Here is a 21,746-nt window from a genome sequence, read left to right as displayed (position 1 = left end):
CCTGCGATACTTCGCGTTATCTGCCTTCTTTTTCTGCTTCAGCTGCGCCACCTTCGGCTGGAGCTTCGCCAGCTCCGCCGCCTGCCCCTCAGTCAGCGGCCTCGCCAACCCCTCCAACTCCGCAACACGGGCGGCAGCAGCCTTTCTCGCCTGGTACTGCTTCGCGTTATTCGCCTTCTGTTTCCGTTTCCGTTCCGCACTCGGGTCCTGCTGTGCTGCCTGATCCGTCGGCGTGAGCACCTCACTCCCACCATCACCCGGACTCCCGGAAACAGCCCCAGCAGCAGCGGATGCGTCCACCTTCCGCCGCTTGGAGACCCTGGAACTCTCGCCGGCCTCCCCCGCGTCCTCCCCGCACTCGCGCCGGCTCCCCCCGCCACCGGCCCGGACGCACCACCTCGACGCTTCGGACCCGTCACCACGGCGGGCAGCCCGGATCCCCCGTCCTGGCGCCGCAGCCCGGAACCACTGGGCGGCAACACCACCTCCCCATCCACTTCCGCCCCCGGCACCGGCACCGGCACCGGCACCGGCACCGGAATCACCCACATCCCGGTCGCAGCCAGGACATCCGCGGGCTCGGCTTCCTCCCCCTTCTGCGGATCCAGCAGAACGACCCGCCCTTGCTCATCGCGGTCTTCTGCATGCACCGCAGCGATCACATGCGCGCTACCGTCCGCTCGCTGGTAAATCACCGGCACAGCCACACCCACCGGCCCACTCCGCACATACTGCTCAGCCCCGGCCACACCAGCCACCCGCAGGGCCTTCGCCCCGAACGCCACCTCCAACCGAGCCGGATCCCGATCACCAGCCGGCCCCGCCACGAACTGCCAACCGAACTTCAGAGAATTATGAAACGCCACCACCGCCTCCAGGCAGTTCACCCGGAAACGCTCATCACCGCAACGATAATTGGCCTGATTCACCCCCGTCACGAACCGATACCCAGACCCCATCGACTCACCCCCCGCTACCGGATCTGAAACCCCCCACACCCCAGACCCCACCGCATCCGGCCACTCCGCATCCTCCGGAAACGGCTCACCGAAAAACAGCCCGTCAGTGACTTCACCCCCAAACCACCCGACGGAATCCCCCCCGTACTCATCAAGGAACGCAGCGAAATCATCGTCCCCGGCAACCGACCCAGCACTGTCGGCACCCGCAGCCTCGTCCCCGGCATCCTGTCCCAGGAACCCGAGCAACTCGGTCGCGACAAACTCCTCATAAACGTCCCCGCCCAGCATCACCCCAGCATCCGCCACACCTGGGGGCACCTGCACCCCATCTACATCCGCCACCGCCCCAGCAAGCCACGCATCCAGATCGACCTCAGCCGACCACGCGTCCCGGCCGTCCCGTTCAGCCCCAGTCCACCCCGACACCCCCTCCGGCCCCACACCCCGCCCGACCATCGGAACCCCACCCACCCCGGTCTCCGTCACCTCCCGGTCCTTCTTCTTCCGCCCCCGCCCCGCCACCTTCGACCGGAGCTCCGCCAGCTCCACCTCCTGCCCCTCAGTCAGCTGCCCCTGCTCCTTCAACTCCTCCAACACCGCAACACCGGCGGCAGCCTTTCTCGCCTGGTACCAGTCCACGAACCTTTCCTTCTTTTTCTGCCACTGCTGCGCCTTCGGCCGAAGCTCCGCCAGCTCCGCCGCCTGCTCGTCAGTCAGCTGCCCCTGCTCTTTCAACGCCTCCAACTCCTCAACACGGGCGGCAGCAGCCTTTACCGCCCGGTACCAATCCACGAACCTTTCCTTCTTTTTCTGCCACTGCTGCGCCTTCGGCCGAAGCTCCGCCAGCTCCGCCTCCTGCTCGTCAGTCAGCGGCCCCTGCTCTTTCAACGCCTCCAACACCACAACACGGGCGGCAGCAGCCTTTCCCGCCCGGTGAGACTTCGCGGCAGATTCCTTCTGTTTCTGCCACTTCTGCGCCTTCGGCTGGAGCTCCGCCAGCTCCGCCTCCTGCTCGTCAGTCAGCGGACCCTGCTCCTTCAACGCCTCCAACACCACAACACGGGCGGCAGCAGCCTTTCCCGCCCGGTGAGACTTCGCGGCAGATTCCTTCTGTTTCTGCTTCAGCTGCGCCACCTTCGGCTGGAGCTCCGCCAGCTCCGCCTCCTGCTCGTCAGTCAGCGGCCCCTGCTCCTTCAACGCCTCCAACACCCCAACACGGGCAGCAACAGCCTTTACCGCCCGGTACCGATCCGCGTTATCTTCCTTCTGTTTCTGCCACGTCTGCGCCTTCGGCTGGAGCGCCGCCAGCTCCTTCTCCTGCTCGTCAGTCAGCGGCCCCTGCTCCTTCAACGCCTCCAACACCCCAACACGGGCAGCAACAGCCTTTACCGCCCGGTACCGATCCGCGTTATCTTCCTTCTGTTTCTGCCACGTCTGCGCCTTCGGCTGGAGCGCCGCCAGCTCCTTCTCCTGCTCGTCAGTCAGCGGCCCCTGCTCCTTCAACGCCTCCAACACCCCAACACGGGCGGCAGCAGCCTTTCCCGCCCTGCGATACTTCGCGTCAGATTCCTTCTGTTTCTGCTTCAGCTGCGCCACCTTCGGCTGGAGCTCCGCCAGCTCCTTCTCCTCATCCGACGTCAGCTGCCTCTGCGTCTTCAACCCCTCCAACTCCACAACACGGACGGCAGCAGCCTTTCCCGCCCTGCGATACTTCGCGGCAGATTCCTTCTGTTTCTGCCACTTCTGCGCCTTCGGCTGGAGCTTCTCCAGCTCCTTCTCCTCATCCGACGTCAGCGACCTCTGCGTCTTCAACCCCTCCAACTCCACAACCCGGGCGGCAGCGGTCTTTCTCGCCTTGTATTGCTTCGCGTTCTGTTCCTTCTGTTTCCGTTTCCGTTCCGCACTCGGGTCCTGCTGTGCTGCCTGATCCGTCGGCGTGAGCACCTCACTCCCACCATCACCCGGACTCCCGGAAACAGCCCCAGCAGCAGCGGATGCGTCCACCTTCCGCCGCTTGGAGACCCTGGAACTCTCGCCGGCCTCCCCCCGCGTCCTCCCCGCACTCGCGCCGGCTCCCCCCGCCACCGGCCCGGACGCACCACCTCGACGCTTCGGACCCGTCACCACGGCGGGCAGCCCGGATCCCCCGTCCTGGCGCCGCAGCCCGGAACCACTGGGCGGCAACACCACCTCCCCATCCACTTCCGCCCCCGGCACCGGCACCGGCACCGGCACCGGCACCGGAATCACCCACATCCCGGTCGCAGCCAGGACATCCGCGGGCTCGGCTTCCTCCCCCTTCTGCGGATCCAGCAGAACGACCCGCCCTTGCTCATCGCGGTCTTCTGCATGCACCGCAGCGATCACATGCGCGCTACCGTCCGCTCGCTGGTAAATCACCGGCACAGCCACACCCACCGGCCCACCCCGCACATACTGCTCAGCCCCGGCCACACCAGCCACCCGCCGGGCCTTCGCCCCGAACGCCTCCTCCAACCGAGCCGGATCCCGATCACCAGCCGGCCCCGCCACGAACTGCCGACCGAACTTCAGAGAATTATGAAACGCCACCACCGCCTCCAGGCAGTTCACCCGGAAACGCTCATCACCGCAACGATAATTGGCCTGATTCACCCCCGTCACGAACCGATACCCAGACCCCATCGACTCACCCCCCGCTACCGGATCTGAAACCCCCCACACTCCAGACCCCACCGCATCCGGCCACTCCGCATCCTCCGGAAACGGCTCACCGAAAAACAGCCCGTCAGTGCCTTCACCCCCAAACCACCCGACGGACCCCTCCCAGTCGTGGTAGTCGGGGAGGAAACCGGCGAAATCATCCCCTCGGGCAACCGGCCCGGCACCGTCGGCACCCGCAGCCTCGTCCCCGGCATCCTGTCCCAGAAACGCGAGCAACTCGGTCGCGACAAACTCCTCATAAGCACCCTCGCCCAGCATCACCCCAGCATCCGCCGCACCTGGGGGCACCTGCACCCCATCTACATCCGCCACCGCCCGAGCAAGCCACGCATCCAGATCGACCTCAGCCGACCACGCGTCCCGGCCGTCCTGATCAGCCCCAGTCCACCCCGATACCCCCTCCGGCCCCACACCCCGCCCGACCACCGGGGCCCCACCCACCCCGGTCTCCGTCACCTCCCGGACCTTCTTCTTCCGCCCCCGCCCCGCCACCTTCGACCGCAGCTCCGCCAGCTCCACCCCCTGCTCCTCAGTCAGCGGCCCCTGCTCCTTCAACACCTCCAACACCACAACACCGGCGGCAGCAGCCTTTCCCGCCCTGCGATACGTCGCGGTAGATTCCTTCTTTTTCTGCTTCAGCTGCGCCACCTTCGGCTGGAGCTCCGCCAGCTCCGCCTCCTGCTCCTCAGTCAGCAGCCCCTGCTCCTTCAACACCTCCAACACCACAACACCGGCGGCAGCAGCCTTTCCCGCCCTGCGATACGTCGCGGTAGATTCCTTCTTTTTCTGCTTCAGCTGCGCCACCTTCGGCTGGAGCTCCGCCAGCTCCGCCTCCTGCTCCTCAGTCAGCAGCCCCTGCTCCTTCAACGCCTCCAACTCCACAACCCGGGCGGCATCGTCCTTTACCGCCCTGCGATACGCCTTATCTTCCTTCTTTTTCTGCCACTGCTGCGCCTTCGGCTGGAGCTCCGCCAGCTCCTTCTCCTCATCCGACGTCAGCGGCCTCTTCGTCTTCAATCCCTCCAACTCCACAACACGGGCGGCAGCAGCCGTTTTCACACGGTACCAATCCGCGGAAGATTCCTTCTGTTTCTGCCACGTCTGCGCCTTCGACTGGAGCTTCTCCAGCTCCTTCTCCTCATCCGACGACAGCGACCTCTTCGTCTTCAACCCCTCCAACTCCACAACACGGACGGCAGCAGCCTTTCTCGCCTGGTACTGCTTCGCGTTGTATTCCTTCCGTTTCCGTTTCCGTTCCGCACTCGGGTCCTGCTGTGCTGCCTGATCCGTCGGCGTGAGCACCGCACTCCCACCATCACCCGGACTCCCGGAAACAGCCCCAGCAGCAGCGGATGCGTCCACCTTCCGCCGCTTAACCCCCCGCGAACTCTCGCCAGCCTCCCCCCGCGAACTCCCCGCACTCGCGCCGGCTCCCCCCGCCACCGGCCCAACGCGAGACTGACGCTTCGGACCCGTCACCACTGACGGCAACCCGGATCCCCCGTCCCGGCGCCGCAGCCCGGAACCACTGGGCGGCAACACCACCTCCCCATCCACTTCCACCCCCGGCACCGGAATCACCCACATCCCGGTGTCCGGCAGATCCACCACGTCTCGCCCATCCCCGCCTACGGAGGCGATATCATCCGCCCGCCTACCACCGGGCCAGGACAGGCGCCGTCGTGTGCCGTCTCGCCTCGGACGTTCCTCCTGGATCGTCTCCGGCACCGGTCTCACCGCCTCGCGCCGCAATTCCACGCGGGACCACCCAACACCTTTCGGGCCGGCAACGGGTTCGGCAGAATCTCGCACCAGCGGGCCCACCAACTTCCGGGGGTTATGCCTGCCCCGCACGATCCACCCCGCCGCCAGCTCGTCATCACCAGACCAGCCCCCCTGCCTCGCCCCGTCGATCTCGCGGTGCAGATCCGCCACCGACGACGGCCGCACCGGTATCCCACCGGTATCCCGCATAGTGTCCGTCCCAGACCTGGTCGTTGCCCCGGGCCGTGCGCCCCCGACCACCGACGCCGCCTGGCCAGATGTCTGGGCAGATGTCTGGGCAGCCGGTGTCTCTTCCGCGGCCACCGTCTTCTGACCGGAGACCGGAACCGCTGTCGAGACCTCCGCCAGGCCGGCCATGCTCTGGCGTCCCCCGGCCGGCACCGGGCCAGCGGGCCCGCCCACCGGCCTGGGCCGAGAACCATCCGGGGCGAACACCGTCCACCGCGGCCCGCGCCCACCCTGCCCCGGCGTGAACGCGACAACCTTCCGCCCCACCTCCCGCGCCAGAGCCGCACCCTGACCCGATGACACCACCACACCCGCATTCGAATTGCCCTGTGCGACCAGCAGCACAGGCCCGCCCGTGGAATCCGCAACAACACCCCGCACGAACTCCGCCAACCCGCCACCAGACACCACATCCGCCGGCACCAGCACCCGCACCGCGTCCACCGGCAAGCCCGCAAGCGGCGCCACCACCCGGTGCTGCTGCAGAGACGGCACCGCCTGCCACCCATCCACGGACAACACCGCCGAATCCGGCAGACCCGCTCCAGCATCCTCACGATGCCAAACCCCACGCCCCGCAACCGAATCCACACCAGAAGACCCATCCCGGCCGGTCAAGCCACCCGACGAGGACTCACGCCCCGGCAACACAGCACCACCGTCCGGATCCGCCACCGCCCCAGACCCTGGTGTGACAGTCTCCGGCAGCACGGCATCCGAGGACACACCAGAACCATGCGGGATACCCGCCGATGACCGCTCCCCCACCGAATCCGGCGTCTGCGGCGCAGGCACATCCAGCGACCGGCCCCCCAACACACCAGGACCATCCACACCCGAACTCTCCACACCAGAAACGTCCACACTAGATACTCCGGCCATGCCGGGAACGTCCACACCAGACTTCCCGGCCACGTTATGAACCCCGGGCACGGTCTGATCGCCACCGGCAACCGGACTGTACGGCGGAGGCGGCGTCACCGACCGGTCCGAACCAAAACCCATTACCGCATAAGAATATTCAGGTGGCGGAGTCACCGGCCGGTGCTGCCCGGAACCCCACACCACCGGAACACCACCGGTCGCGTCCCCACCCCTCACACTCCCACCAGCACCGCCCCTACCACCGTCACCGACACCCTCCTTAACGTCCGTGCCGTCCCTGACGTCCTTAACGTCCTTAACGTCCTTAACGTCGCCATTCACAACAGCGGACATCACCAGGTCTTTGCCGGAGGGCACCGCAGCCGAATCCACCGGCCCGACCGGGAAAACAGAGTCCACATCGGACACCTTCGAGGCATCGGAGGAATCGGACGTGTTGTCCTTGTCCGGGGAGCCAGGGGTGTTCCCTGTCTGCGACCCGGACCCTATCCCCAGCAGCGGGGTCTTCTCCTCATCAAACCCACCACCATCGGTGGTGGTGCCCTCACGCCGGCTGGTGCCCTCGAGGTACGGGCTCGGGCCTTCCGGATGCAGCTTGCCCCGCAACGCCAAACCCGCCAGATTGCCCACACCGCTGAACACCGACTCGAGCCCGCCCGCCGTCACCGAGTACGGGTTCCAGGTCACCTCCCCGCCCATCGCCGCCTGATACGCCACCTCCCCGAACAACTCACCCAACGCATTCTCAAACGCATCCCCCAGCTCCTCCGCGAACCGCGCCGCCCACATCGCCAGCACCGACATCCCCGCATAATCATCCAGACTCTTGCTCACCGCATCCGCGAAGCGCGCCATCGCCGACACCGGATACAACTCCGCATGCTCGGCCACCGCCCGCCTCACCGCCGCCTCCAGAATCGCCTGATCCACCTCATCGCCCAGAGCCCGCACCAATACCTTCGTCAGCGCGTTGCCCACCAGACCACCCAGCGCCGACATCGGCAGCGACACCAACGCCGAAAACGCCCCCATCCCCGCCGCCTGCTCGCTCAGCTTCCCATCCCACTTGTCATTGGACTTCTCACCCAGCATCTGCAGCTGGGCCTGGACATCCGGCAGCACGTTGAACCCCACACCACCCGCCGCCGCCATCGCCAACCGCATGAACAACTGACCCCACCACCGCGACAACAACATCCGCATCACCGCAAACCGCGCCGCCAACCACGCCATCGACGCACCCCCCGTCGCGCCCGCCATCGCCACCGCCCACGCCATCTCCACCAACAGCAACTCCAAACCATAAATCGTCACCAACTTCAAATACCGCACCTGCCGCGCCAGATCCCGCACGAACACCGCCAACTCCCGCAACACCCCCCCACCCGCAGACAACAACCCATCAAAACCCTCCAACCCCCCCGCGAACCGATCCGCCGCCTTCCCCGAAAACTCCGTCCGCACCTTCCCCACCAACTCCCGCAAAAACCCCTCAATCGCCTCCACCTCCACCGCACCCGACTCCAACGCATCCGCCACCGCGAACAACGCACCCTCATCCGCATCCGTCATATCCTCACCCGTCAACACCTGAAAAAGCCGCCTCACCCCCTCCGGCACCGTGATCGACGAAAACATCACCACCACCCACCGGAAACGCCGCCACAACCCACGACAGCAACAGGCAACGAAACCCGCCCCACCGCCCCACCGGATGCCAAGCCCGTTAACGCACAAAAACCCGATAGCCGGGCAGCCTCAGCCACCCGGCACGCGAACCACATCACGCCTCTCACAACGAAACCACGTCTCTTCCAAGCAGCACGGTTCACCGCGCCACTCGAATCCACGACGACGTCACTCGCAACGGGATATGCGCGTGAGCGAAAGGCGAGCCGCAACACGTTTTGTCTGTGCTCAGGACCTCGTGAACACTGGCTGGCCTGCTGCTGTGATCATCAGGGGTGGGCGGAACAGGGTTTTCGATGGATCCAGACCTGGTCGCGGCGGTTGCCGCGGTGGCTGGTGGAGACAAGATCAACGTATCGGGGTTCTGTGCTGAGCACAAGATCTCGCGCACGGTGTTCTACAAGTACGTCAACCGGTTCCGGCAGGAGGGCGCGGCGGGGTTCATCCGCCGCTCCTCTGCCCCGCATCGGCGGCCGACGGCGAGCTCGGCGCGGGTGCGTGAGGCGGTCGTGCGGGCCCGCAAACAGCTGGCTGAGGAGGGGCGGGACAACGGGGCCATCTCGATCGGGTGGCGGCTGGAGGAGCTCGGGGAGGTGTGGGTGCCTTCTCGTGCCACGATCCACCGGATTCTGGTCGATGAGGGGCATGTGACCCCGCAGCCCCGCAAACGCCCCCGCACCAGGCGTCGGTTCGAGTACACCGAAGCCAACGGGCTATGGCAGGTCGACGGGATGGAGTTCTACCTCGCCGGTGGCGAGAAGGTGTGCATCCTGCAGATCCTGGACGATCATTCCCGGCTGGACGTGGGAACCTACGCCGCCTCCAGCCAAAACGGGGACGAGGCGTGGGCAGCGTTGCAGCAGGCCTTCGCCGGCTACGGGGTACCAGTGAAGGTCCTCACCGACAATGGTCTGGCGTTCTCCGGTAAGCACCGCGGGAGCATGGTCGACCTCGAACGCCGCTTGGCCGACTGGACGTGCAGCACGCCGCCGACGTCCTCGACGACGACTACGCCCGTGAACGGATCAACTGATCCGGCCGGTACGTCAGCGAGTCCCGCGGAGGGGCATACCCGCGTCGGCGACGCCGAGGGCGATGACGCGTTCGCAGAAAGTCTCATCGACCATCAGCACGCCGCCGTCGCGAGAGCATGAAGGCCCAGTCACCACGTGGTGACTGGGCCTTCGGTCTGTGGAAAACCTATGCGGTGTAGGCGACCGCGTCGAATTCGTGGTTGGTGACGCCGTCCTGGAACGCCAGCAGTTCGGCTTCGGTGAACACCAACTCGACAGCTTCCCAACCGCGACGGCGGAACACGTACATGCCGTCCACGCCGCGACGGGTGATCTCCAAGCACAGCCCCCCGGTCCGGCCCTCGCGAGCACCGGCTAAGAAGGCGTCGAACTCCTCGGCAGTGAACACCAGCCGGTGGTCATCCGGCGCACCGAACACCGCCTTGTCATCACGCAACTCGACCCAACCATCCCGGCGAGCGACACGTACACACGACAGATCGGGCTGGCTGCGGGTGGCCTTGCGGAACTCACCTTCAGCAAATAGCGGCGGGGTGGTGTTCATGCGGACTCCTTCATATTTGGATCTATTCCTTGAACTCTCGTGCGACCTGTGCAAGGAACTTGCGGGTCTCGGCAAAGTTCAGAGCGGCAGTACTCAGTCGGGCCCAAGCAGTGTCGTGCGCAGCGAGCGCCTTCTTGTCATCGATGTATCGGATCTCGGCCACGCCTTCGACGTACGCCAGTTCCAGGGGTCCGGCCTGGCCCGGCGAAGGAACATGAAGCAGCACAAAGTTATTGCCGATCGGTGACTTGCGCCCAGGAGCGGACTCGTAGGGCATCACCTGGATCATGACGTTCTCTCGATTCGAGAGCTTGATCATGTGGTCAAGCTGCTGGCGTATGACCTCACGCCTGCCGCCCCACATCCGACGCAAGCAGGACTCGGAAAGCACGAACCTCAAGGACGGCGCCTCGGACTTGTCGAGGATGTCTTTTCGAGCAAGACGGGCGTTCACACGCTCGTCAAGCGTCAAGCCGTCGATCTCGGGCAGATCCGCATACATGGCCCGTACGTACGCTTCGCACTGCAGCAGGCCAGGGATGACTTCGACCTGGGACCAGCGAATCTGATCCGCGTGTTTCTCGAGATCAACCAGCAGGCGCACCTCCTCGTCGTAGGCGCGGTTGTGCCCTGCGCTCCAGAAGCCCCGCTTGTGGTTGTCGCGCCGCATTTCGCGCAACGCTTCCTGGTAGCCCTCGTCAGTGAAGCCGAGCTTCGACGCCAACAGCATCAAGTCACCAGGCGCGATGGCGCCGGTGCCGCCGATAAGCGCATTGATCCGGCTCTGGCTCGTCTCGATCAACTTGGCAGCTTCAGTCTGCGAGATGCGCGCAGTATCGATCATGTGCGCGATCTCGCGTCCGAGCAGCAACTTCTTTACCGTACGGATGATTGCCATCGTGGCTGTCTCTCAGTAGGCGTCGGGCCTGCGTGAGCTACCTCCCTTCGCCAAGAAGGGTATCGCCCAAGCAGACCCGATCGGGCGGCTAGTCAAAGGTAGATTATCTGCTTATGGTTACCTCATGTTGATCTCCGGTACAAGGTTACCCGTGTCTGACGCCAGAGACTATCGCCGGTTGGATGACCGCTCGTTGCCAGCCCCGATCACCCTGGTTTCCTCGCGCCCTGCGATGCAGAAGTTCGCTTTTACCAACGACTTCCAGCCTCTCTGAGACCTGCCCGGGCCGTTCTGTGTCCTCCCGACGCGACGGGTCGGGCATATGAGGCGGGCGGCGCTGCGTCGAGACCGAGCGGTGTTCCCCGACACCGCGCGCCCCTCGGGCTCCGCGCGCCGCCCGCCACCCCTACAAATCCCGAACACTGGAGTCTTCATGTCCCAGCCCCAGGCGCAGCAGCGCTACTTCTGGTTGCCAGTGCCGGACGAGTCCAGCGCCTACGGCCTCGTGCGGCACGCTTTCGCGGGTACCCGCCTGGACACCGGCACAGCCGACGAAGCGTTCCGCGGCAACACCTTCGCCCTGGCCAACCCATCCGAAATGGACTGGATTCACGCCAAGACATGCCAGGACTGCAACACGCTGCTCAAAGAAATGAAGGGCTGGCCACGGTGACCTCTCCCATGCGCTGGCCCGACGGCACCCCAGTCGACCCCGAACCCGACGACGCCCCGACCACCGACAACCACGTCTGGCGGTTCACCGAGTCGCCTGTCTGGGCCCGGATCGACCACGAGCTCAAAGAACGAATCATCCAGCGCCTTCACGCGCTCTAAAGACCCGGCCCGATGCCGCGACCTCCCCCACTCGCGGCGGCATCGAGCCGCGCGGCCGGGCGGAGTGGACGTCCCCCCGACACACCGCCCGGCCGCATCCCCAACGACAAGGACTACACGTCCTGCGGGCTGGACAAATACTCCAGGACACGGTGCGTGGTTACCGCCCCTCATCCGGCCACTCCGCATCCTCCGGAAACGGCTCACCGAAAAACAGCCCGTCAGTGCCTTCACCCCCAAACCACCCGACGGAATCCCCCCCGTACTCATCAAGGAACGCAGCGAAATCATCGTCCCCGGCAACCGACCCAGCACTGTCGGCACCCGCAGACTCGTCCCCGGCATCCTGTCCCAGGAACCCGAGCAACTCGGTCGCGACAAACTCCTCATAAACGTCCCCGCCCAGCATCACCCCAGCATCCGCCACACCCTGCGGCACCCGCGCCCCATCTACATCCGCCACCGCCCCAGCAAGCCACGCATCCAGATCGACCTCAGCCGACCACGCGTCCCGGCCGTCCTGATCAGCCCCAGTCCACCCCGACACCCCCTCCGGCCCCACACCCCGCCCGACCACCGGGGCCCCACCCACCCCGGTCTCCGTCACCTCCCGGTCCTTCTTCTTCCGCCCCCGCCCCGCCACCTTCGACCGGAGCGCCGCCAGCTCCTTCTCCTGCTCGTCAGTCAGCGGCCCCTCCTTCTTCGACGCCTCCAACACCGCAACACGGGCGGCAGCAGCCTTTCCCACCCGGCGCCAATCCACGAACCTTTCCTTCTGTTTCTGCCACTGCTGCGCCTTCGGCCGAAGCTCCGCCAGCTCCTTCTCCTCCTCGTCAGTCAGCGGCCCCTGCTTCTTCGACGCCTCCAACACCGCAACACGGTCGGCAGCAGCCTGTCCCGCCCTGCGATACTTCGTGGCAGATTCCTTCTGTTTCTGCTTCAGCTGCGCCACCTTCGGCTGGAGCTTCTTCAGCTCCTTCTCCTCATCCGACGTCAGCGGCCCCTGCTTCTTCGACGCCTCCAACACCGCAACACGGGCGGCAGCAGCCTTTCCCACCCGGTACCAATCCGCGGCCCTTTCCTTCTGTTTCTGCCACTGCTGCGCCTTCGGCCGAAGCTCCGCCAGCTCCTTCTCCTCCTCGTCAGTCAGCGGCCCCTGCTTCTTCGACGCCTCCAACACCGCAACACGGGCGGCAGCAGCCTTTCCCACCCGGTACCGATCCGCGACCCTTTCCTTCACTTTCTGCCACTGCTGCGCCTTCGGCCGAAGCTCCGCCAGCTCCTTCTCCTGCTCGTCAGTCAGCGGCCCCTGCTCCTTCGACGCCTCCAACACCGCAACACGGTCGGCAGCAGCCTGTCCCGCCCTGCGATACTTCGTGGCAGATTCCTTCTGTTTCTGCTTCAGCTGCGCCACCTTCGGCCGGAGCTTCTTCAGCTCCTTCTCCTCATCCGACGTCAGCGGCCCCTGCTTCTTCAACTCCTCCAACACCGCAACCCGATCAGCAGCAGCCGTTTTCGCCCGGTACCGTTCCGCGTTATCTTTCTTCTGTTTCTGCAACTGCTGTGCCTTCGGCCGAAGCTCCGCCAGCTCCTTCTCCTCATCCGACGTCAGCGTCCTCTGCGTCTTCAACCCCTCCAACTCCGCAACACGGGCGACAGCAGCCGTTTTCGCCCGGTACTGCTTCGCGTTGTATTCCCTCTGTTTCCGTTTCCGCTCCGCACTCGGGTCCTGCTGTGCTGCCTGATCCGTCGGCGTGAGCACCTCACTCCCACCATCACCCGGACTCCCGGAAACAGCCCCAGCAGCAGCAGCAGCAGTGGATGCTTCCACCTTCCGCCGCTTAACCCCCCGCGAACTCTCGCCAGCCTCCCCCCGCGTCCTCTTCGTGCCCTTCGCGCCTGCCACCGGCCCGGACGCACCACCCCGACGCTTCGGACCCGTCACCACGGCGGGCAACCCGGATCCCCCGTCCCGGCGCCGCAGCCCGGAACCACTGGGCGGCAACACCACCTCCCCATCCCCATCCACTTCCGCCCCCGGCACCGGCACCGGCACCGGCACCGGAATCACCCACATCCCGGTCGCAGCCAGGACATCCGCGTCCTCGGCTTCCTCCCCCTTCTGCGGATCCAGCAGAACGACCCGCCCTTGCTCATCGCGGTCTTCTCCATGCACCGCAGCGATCACATGCGCGCTACCGTCCGCTCGCTGGTAAATCACCGGCACCGCCACACCCACCGGCCCACCCCGCACATACTGCTCAGCCCCGGCCACACCATCCACCCGCCGGGCCTTCGCCCCGAACGCCTCCTCCAACCGAGCCGGATCCCGATCACCAGCCGGCCCCGCCACGAACTGCCGACCGAACTTCAGAGAATTGTGAAACGCCACCACCGCCTCCAGGCAATTCACCCGGAAACGCTCATCACCGCAACGATAATTGGCCTGATTCACCCCCCGCAGGAACCGATACCCAGACCCCATCGACTCACCCCCCGCTACCGGATCTGAAACCCCCCACACCCCAGACCCCACCGCATCCGGCCACACTGGATCCTCCGGAAACGGCTCACCGAAAAACAGCCCGTCAGTGCCTTCACCCCCAAACCACCCAACGGACCCCTCCCCGTCGTGGTAGTCGGGGAGGAAACCGGCGAAATCATCCCCTCGGGCAACCGGGCCGGCACTGTCGGCACCCGCAGCATCGTCCCCGGCATCCTGTCCCAGGAACGCGAGCAACTCGGTCGCGACAAACTCCTCATAAGCACCCTCGCCCAGCATCACCCCAGCATCCGCGGCACCCTGCGGCACCCGCGCCCCATCTACATCCGCCACCGCCCGAGCAAGCCACGCATCCAGATCGACGTCAGCCCACCACGCGTCCCGGTCGTGTTCAGTCCCAGTCCACCCCGATACCCCCTCCGGCCCCACACCCCGCCCGACCACCAGGGCCCCACCCACCCCGGTCTCCGTCACCTCCCCGACCTTCTTCTTCCGCCCCCACCCCGCCACCGTCGACCGAAGCTCCGCCAACTCCACCCCCTGCCCCTCAGCCAGCCGCCCCCGCCCCTCCAACCCCTCCAACACCGCAACACGGGCGGCAGCCTTTCTCGCCCGGTACCAATCCGTCCACCTTTCCTTCTTTTTCTGCCACCGCTGCGCCTTCGGCCGAAGCTCCGCCCCCTGCCCCTCAGTCAGCCGCCCCCGCTCCTTCAACGTCTCCAACTCCGCAACACGATCGGCAGCAGCCTTTCCCGCCTGGTACCAATCCGTCCACCTTTCCTTCTGTTTCTGCCACCCCGCCACCGTCGACCGAAGCTCCGCCAACTCCACCCCCTGCCCCTCAGCCAGCCGCCCCCGCCCCTCCAACCCCTCCAACACCGCAACACGGGCGGCAGCAGCCTTTCCCACCTGGTACCGATTCGCGTTATATTCCTTCTTTTTCTGCTTCAGCTGCGCCACCTTCGGCTGGAGCTCCGCCAGCTCCGCCTTTTGCTCGTCAGTCAGCGGCCCCTGCTTCTTCAACGTCTCCAACTCCGCAACACGATCGGCAGCAGCCTTTCCCACCTGGTACCGATTCGCGTTATATTCCTTCTTTTTCTGCTTCAGCTGCGCCACCTTCGGCTGGAGCTCCGCCAGCTCCGCCTTTTGCTCGTCAGTCAGCGGCCCCTGCTTCTTCAACGTCTCCAACTCCGCAACACGATCGGCAGCAGCCTTTCCCACCCTGCGATACTTCGCGTTCTTTTCCTTCTGTTTCTGCCACTGCTGCGCCTTCCGCTGGAGCTCCGCCAGCTCCGCCGCCTGCTCGTCAGTCAGCCGCCCCTGCCCTTTCAACCCCTCCAACACCGCAACCCGATCGGCAGCAGCCTTTCTTACCCGGTACCAATCCACGTCCCTTTCCTTCTTTTTCTGCCACTGCTGCGCCTTCGGCTGGAGCTCCGCCAGCTCCGCCTCCTGCTCGTCAGTCAGCTGCCCCTGCTCCTTCAACCTCTCCAACACCGCAACCCGATCGGCAGCAGCCTTTCCCACCCGGTACCAATCCACGTCCCATTCCTTCTTTTTCTGCTTCAGCTGCGCCACCTTCGGCTGGAGCTCCGCCAGCTCCGCCTCCTGCTCGTCAGTCAGCTGCCCCTGCTCCTTCAACCCCTCCAACACCGCAACCCGATCGGCAGCAGCCTTTCCCACCCTGCGATACTTCGCGTTATCTGCCTTCTTTTTCTGCTTCAGCTGCGCCACCTTCGGCTGGAGCTTCGCCAGCTCCGCCGCCTGCCCCTCAGTCAGCGGCCTCGCCAACCCCTCCAACTCCGCAACACGGGCGGCAGCAGCCTTTCTCGCCTGGTACTGCTTCGCGTTATTCGCCTTCTGTTTCCGTTTCCGCTTCGCACTCGGGTCCTGCTGTGCTGCCTGATCCGTCGGCGTGAGCACCTCACTCCCACCATCACCCGGACTCCCGGAAACAGCCCCAGCAGCAGCGGATGCGTCCACCTTCCGCCGCTTAACCCCCCGCGAACTCTCGCCAACCTTCCGCCGCTTAACCCCCCGCGAACTCTCGCCAACCTTCCGCCGCTTAACCCCCCGCGAACTCTCGCCAACCTTCCGCCGCTTAACCCCCCGCGAACTCTCGCCAACCACCGCACCGGCTCCCTCCGCCACCGGCCCAGACACACCACCCCGACGCTTCGGACCCGTCACCACGGTCGGCAACCCGGATCCCCCGTCCCGGCCCCGCCACCGGGAACCACCGGGCGGCAACACCACCTCCCCATCCACTTCCACCCCCACCCCCGGCACCGGCACCGACACCGACACCGACACCGGGATCACCCACATGCCGGTCGCAGCCAGGACATCAGCGTCCTCGACTTCCTCCCCCTTCTGCGGATCCAGCAGAACGACCCGCCCTTGCTCATCGCGGTCTTCTCCATGCACCGCGGCGATCACATGCGCGCTACCGTCGCCACGCTGGTAAATCACCGGCACAGCCACACCCACCTGCATGCTCCGCACATACTGCTCAGCCCCGGCCACACCACCAACCCACCGGGCCTTCGCCCCGAACGCCACCTCCAACCGAGCCGGATCCCGATCACCAGCCGGCCCCGCCACGAACTGCCGACCGAACTTCAGAGAATTGTGAAACGCCACCACCGCCTCCAGGCAGTTCACCCGGAAACGCTCATCACCGGAACGATAATTGGCCTGATTCACCCCCCGCAGGAACCGATACCCAGACCCCATCGCATTCGGCGACACCGCATCCGCCGGAAACGGCTCACCGAAAGACCCCCCGTCAGACAGCCCGACCGAACCCACCCCATAGTCGTCGCTGTACCCACCAAGGAAACCGGCGAAATCATCTCCCCCGGTGACCGCCCTGGTGTTTTCCTGTGGCCTGATCGGAGCCGACACGCTGGGGACCTCTAAGGCTTCCCGGGAAGCCTGTGAGGTCGTGTTCGAGGAATCCGTTGCGGTGGAGGCGGTCTCCTCGGCCCGCCTGCCATCGGGCCAGGACAGGCGCCGTCGTGTGCCCTCTCGCTTCCGGCGTTGCTCCTGGATCGTTTCCGGTACCGGTTTCACCGGGTCGCGCCGCAGGTCCTCGCGGGTCCGCCGATGGCCGTTCGGGCTGACCGCGGATTCCGCCGGGTCGCGGGGGAGGGGGACCGGTTGGATCCAGATCTCCGCCCGTGTCGGTCCTTCGGCGTGCGGGAACTGCGGTGGTGCGGTCAGCCCGACGTCGTCGGCCCCTAAACGGGCGTCGGTGGGGAGGTCCTGGGGCTCTGGCGCGAGTTTCGTGGTTCGGTGACTCAGGGTGAGCCGGGGGCCGTCAGGCCAGGATGACGCGTTTGCGGAGGAGGTCGAGCTTGGCTCGGCCGTACATCTGCCTCTTGAGCGCCTTCAGTCTGTTCACGTTGCCCTCGACCTTCCCCGAACTGTAGGGCAGCGTGAGTCCTGCGGTGACGGCGTCTTGGTCGCGGCGGAGCCCGATGGCGAAGGAGTGCAAGTCGGGCTGATCATCATGTTCCACTGTGGACAGCCAAGATTCTAGTTTCTCGCCTTCACGGTTGGTCATCATCTTCGCGAAGTCGGTGACGTGGTCGGCGAGGCGATCCAGGTGCGGGCAACGGGATCGGATGTCAGCGAGCTGGTTGGTCTCGTCGGTATCGAGATCCTCTGGGCGGCGCAGCAGCCAACCGGTGATCTGACGGACTTTCGGCACGGCAGGCGGCGATGGCGGAGGCGTGAGCATGCCGCGGAAGGGCTGCAGGTAGCGGCGCACGGTCTTGTCGCTGCCGGTGTATCCCTGGGCGGTGATCTCCTTGGTCAGCTGCGCGGCGTCGGTGGTGCCTTCCGTCCAACGCTGGTGCAGGTAGGGCTTGAACGGGTCGAGCAAGCTCGCCCGGGCGATCGCCTTGCCGAGAAGTTCGTCAACCGTGCTGGCACGAGCGAAGCGCCGCACGGTCTTGCGGTCCAGTGACAGCTGCCTGCTGATGGCGGAGATCGTCTCGCCGCGGTCCAGCCGCCCGTGGATCGCGGCATAGTGTTCCCGGGTACGGATCACCAGTCGCGACTCGACCGGTTCGGGTATCGCGGCGTCCGGCTCGTCCTGGGCCGCCTGCGGCGCCGACACGCCGACAGTTTCGCCGTCGAGTTGGTCGAGCTTGACGCAGGCGCGGTGGCGCCCGACGGCCTTCTCGACGTAGTCGCCCAGGTTGCGCCACAGATGCCAACGGTCGGCCACCTGGACGGCGTCCGGGGCCCCGGCCTTCGCGCCTTCGGCGTAGGCGCCGGCGCGGTCACGGCAGATCACCCCGGCTCCAGGATGCTCGCGCAGCCACTGCTCCAGTGGTTCGGCCTCGCGACCGTCCAGCAGGTCGATCACCTTGCCGGTGTCGATGTCGACCAGGATCGTGCCGTACACGTGCCGCTTGCGCAGGGCGAAGTCGTCCACGCCGAGCACGGCCGGGGCGGTCGTGGTCTCCGGCTCCGGCAGTGCCCGCACCAAACGCAGCAGCGTCGTCCGATCCACTTTGATACCCAAGATCGCGGCCAGACGCGCCCCAGCTCGGCCCGCCAACGCCAAGCCCACCTGCCCCAACATCGCCAGCAGCGGAGTCGTCCGACGTCGATTCGGCTCGGACAGGCCGTCGACCTGTTCCACGAACGTCTTCGTCGCGCACTGAGAATCCAGGCACACGAACCGCCGGACCGTCAACGCGATGACCACTGGTTGCCTACCGAGCACGCCATCAGACAACCGGCGCACGTAACGGCTGTGCACCCGCCCAGACCGCACCCCACATGCCCGGCAGGTCGCCTCGGCCACACGCGACCGAGCGCAGATCGTCACGCCGTCGGATCCGTACTCCACTCGCTCCACACACAGCCCGCCCAGATGAGGCAGCAACGCTTCCAGATCAACAGAGCACGCCCAATATGATCAACAACCGCGATCACGACCCGTCACCAGGGTCACGAAACTCGCGCCAGAGCCGGTCCTGGTGCGCACGGTCAAACGTGTCGTGCGGGTCGTGTGCGGCGAGGGAGAAATCGTGCCCGGCTTGTGCTGTGTCATCGGCTTTTCTGCCGGGATCGCCGTGCACGACGTAGCGGGCGCGGGGCTCACCGGTCTCCGACCCCGGATCGTCAGCGGACTGCGACAGCATGTCCCTACCCGGCTGCGGCCCGGCCCCGGCGTGGATGCCGGGCCCGGTGCCTTGCGTACCCAGGCTTTCTGCCGGCGTCTGGGAAAGCTCCACAACCTGGTCCTGGTGATCCCGGCCGAGTTCGTGGTGCTCGGCCGCGACCAGCGCCGGCACCTCCTCCAGCGACACGGCAGCATCCCCGCGAGCCAACCCCGGGAGGTCACGGGTGTCCTGCACGATCCGCTGCGCCGCCGGCTCATCATCGCCAGAGCAGTCCAGCTTCCTCGCCCGGTCGATCTCCCTGCGCACATCCGGGCGCGACCCCTGCCGCACCGGCGGTCTTCCCGATGCTGCCGTGCCGGCCGGAGCAGCCGCCGGGGAGTCCGCCAGACCGGCCAGCCCTTCGGGGCTGCCGGCCGGCACCGGGGCACCGGGCCCGGCCACCGGTCTGGGAGCAGAGCCGTCGGCGGCGAACACCGTCCGCTGTGGCCCGCGCCCGCCCTGTCCCGGTGTCATCGCGACAACATCGCGCCCCACCTCGCGTGCCAGAGCCGAACCCTGACCCGGCGACACCACCACACCCGCATTCGAATTGCCTGGGGACACCAGCAGCACAGGCCCGCCCGCGGAATCGGCGACACCGCCCCGCACGAACTCCACCAACCCGCCACCAGCAACCACATCCGCGGGCACCGGCACCCGCACCGTGTTCACCGGCAACGTCGCCGAATCCGGCGACACCGCAGCCTCACCCCCACGATGCCGATCCCCGCCTCCCGCGACCGAGTCCACACCAGAAGACCCGCCCTGGCCGGTCCGGTCATCCACCGAGGACTCACGCCCCGGGGACACCGCTTCGCCGTTGAGATCCGCTACCCGCCCAGACCCAGATCCGGGTGTGACAGTGTCCGGTAGCGCGGAATCCCAGGGCACACCAGAAACGTGCGGGATACCCGCCGTTGACCTCTCCCCCGTTGAATCCTGCGTCTGCGATGCCAACACATCCAGCGTCCGGTTCCCGGACACACCAGAAACGTCCACACCAGACACGCCATGCACACCGGCCACGACCTGATCGCCACCGGCAACCGGACCGCACCGCGGCGGCGGCACCGACCTGGCCGAACCGAAATCTGGTGTCGCATCGGAATATGCCGGTGGCGGTGTGCCCGGCCGGTCCTGCCCGAAACCCACTACCCCATCGGAATATGCCGGTGGTGGTGTGCCCGGCCGGTCCGAGGCATCGGAGGCATCGGAGGGGGTGGACGCGCCGGTCTTGTCCGGGGAGCCAGGGCTGTTCCCTGTCTGCGACCCGGACCCTCTCCCCCGCAGCGGGGCCTTCTCCCCATCAAACCCACCACCCTCGGTGGTGGCGTCCTCCCGGCCGGTCCCGTCGAGGTATGGGCTGGGGCCATCCGGGTGCAGCTTGCCCCGCCACGCCAAACCCGTCAGATTGCCCACACCCCCGGCCACCGACTCCGATCCACCCGCCGACAACGCGTACAGATTCCACGTCACCGGCAGGCCCATCGCCGCCTGATACGCCACCTCCCCCAACAACTCCGACAACGCGTTCTCCCACGCATCCACCAGCTCATCCGCGAACCGCGCCGCCCACATCGCCCGCACCGACATCCCCGCATGAACATCCAGACTCTTGCTCACCACATCCGCGAAGCGCGCCATCGCCGACACCGGATACAACTCCGCGTGCTCGGCCACCGCCCGCCTGACCGCCGCCTCCAGAATCGCCGCATCCACCTCATCGCCCAGTCCCCGCACCAGCACCGTCGTCAGCGCGTTGCTCACCAGACCGCCCACCGCCGACATCGGCAGCGACACCAACGCCGAAAACGCCCCCATCCCCGCCGACTGCTCGCTGAGCTTCCCGTCCCATTTCTCGCTGGACTTCTCACCCAGCATCTGCAACTGGGCCTGCACATCCGGTAGCACGTTAAACGCCACACCACCGGCCGCCGCCATCGCCAACCGCATGAACAACTGGCCCCACCACCGCGACAACAACATCCGCATCACCGCCATCCGCGCCGCCAGCCACGCCATCGACGCACCACCGGTCGCCCCCGCCATCGCCACCGCCCACGCCATCTCCAACAACAACAATTCCAAACCATAAATCGTCACCAACTTCAAATACCGCACCTGCCGCGCCAGATCCCGCACGAACACCGCCAACTCCCGCAACGCCCCCCCACCCGAGGCCAGCAACCCATCAAAACCCTCCAACCCCCCCGCGAACCGATCCGCCGCCTTCCCCGAAAACTCCGTCCGCACCTTCCCCACCAACTCCCGCAAAAGCCCCTCAATCTCCTCCACCTCCACCGCATCCGACTCCAACGCATCCGCCACCGCGAACAACCCACCCTCATCCGCATCCGTCATATCCTCACCCGTCAACACCTGAAAAAGCCGCCGCACCTCCTCCGACACCATGATCGACGAAAACATCACAACCACCCAACCCCGACGCCGCCACAACCCAGGGCAGCAACGACGTATACGGGAATCAGCCTTTTGAT

Annotated in this window: 9 protein-coding genes; 3 read left to right on the top strand and 6 right to left on the bottom strand. The window is 66.2% G+C overall.

The annotated features are described in order from the left end of the window. Positions 1-92: 92 nt before the first annotated feature. Positions 93-8,201 (bottom strand): WXG100-like domain-containing protein, encoded by an 8,109-nt coding sequence (locus DL519_RS48250; protein WP_263399540.1) that lies wholly within the window; start codon positions 8,199-8,201, stop codon positions 93-95. A gap of 347 nt (positions 8,202-8,548) precedes the next feature. Here DL519_RS48250 and DL519_RS00335 point away from each other — a divergent pair, with 347 nt between their 5' ends. Then, entirely contained in the window at positions 8,549-9,406 is an 858-nt protein-coding gene (locus DL519_RS00335; protein WP_223838290.1) for a DDE-type integrase/transposase/recombinase, read from the top strand. A gap of 46 nt (positions 9,407-9,452) precedes the next feature. Here DL519_RS00335 and DL519_RS00330 read toward each other — a convergent pair whose 3' ends face one another. Both DL519_RS00330 and DL519_RS00325 read right to left on the bottom strand, forming a co-directional pair. Beyond that, entirely contained in the window at positions 9,453-9,830 is a 378-nt protein-coding gene (locus DL519_RS00330; protein ID WP_190812386.1) for a DUF397 domain-containing protein, read from the bottom strand. Positions 9,831-9,852: 22 nt separating this feature from the next. Beyond that, entirely contained in the window at positions 9,853-10,728 is an 876-nt protein-coding gene (locus tag DL519_RS00325) for a DUF5753 domain-containing protein (RefSeq protein WP_190812385.1), read from the bottom strand. A gap of 433 nt (positions 10,729-11,161) precedes the next feature. Here DL519_RS00325 and DL519_RS00320 point away from each other — a divergent pair, with 433 nt between their 5' ends. After that, positions 11,162-11,401 carry a hypothetical protein gene (locus DL519_RS00320; RefSeq protein WP_190812384.1) on the top strand — a complete coding sequence of 80 codons (240 nt, stop codon included), beginning with the start codon at positions 11,162-11,164 and terminating at the stop codon, positions 11,399-11,401. Between the two features lie 8 nt (positions 11,402-11,409). Continuing rightward, positions 11,410-11,562 (top strand): hypothetical protein, encoded by a 153-nt coding sequence (locus DL519_RS00315; RefSeq protein ID WP_190812383.1) that lies wholly within the window; start codon positions 11,410-11,412, stop codon positions 11,560-11,562. 160 nt (positions 11,563-11,722) lie between these two features. On the opposite strand, the gene DL519_RS48245 is transcribed toward DL519_RS00315, so the two are convergent. The 3 genes from DL519_RS48245 to DL519_RS45285 form a co-directional block, all read right to left on the bottom strand. Next, a complete protein-coding gene (locus DL519_RS48245; protein WP_190812382.1) occupies positions 11,723-16,972 on the bottom strand; it encodes a toxin glutamine deamidase domain-containing protein in 5,250 nt (1,749 codons plus the stop codon). 415 nt (positions 16,973-17,387) lie between these two features. Beyond that, positions 17,388-18,911, bottom strand: coding sequence for an ISL3 family transposase (locus tag DL519_RS00305; RefSeq protein ID WP_449619135.1), 1,524 nt, complete (start codon positions 18,909-18,911; stop codon positions 17,388-17,390). A gap of 103 nt (positions 18,912-19,014) precedes the next feature. Continuing rightward, complete coding sequence (locus DL519_RS45285) at positions 19,015-21,675, bottom strand: WXG100-like domain-containing protein (protein ID WP_223838288.1); 2,661 nt, start codon at positions 21,673-21,675, stop codon at positions 19,015-19,017. Positions 21,676-21,746: the final 71 nt, after the last annotated feature.

The sequence above is a fragment of the Saccharopolyspora pogona genome (genome assembly GCF_014697215.1).
GTDB classification, from domain to species: domain Bacteria; phylum Actinomycetota; class Actinomycetes; order Mycobacteriales; family Pseudonocardiaceae; genus Saccharopolyspora; species Saccharopolyspora hattusasensis.
This window is presented reverse-complemented; position numbering and strand designations above follow the sequence as displayed.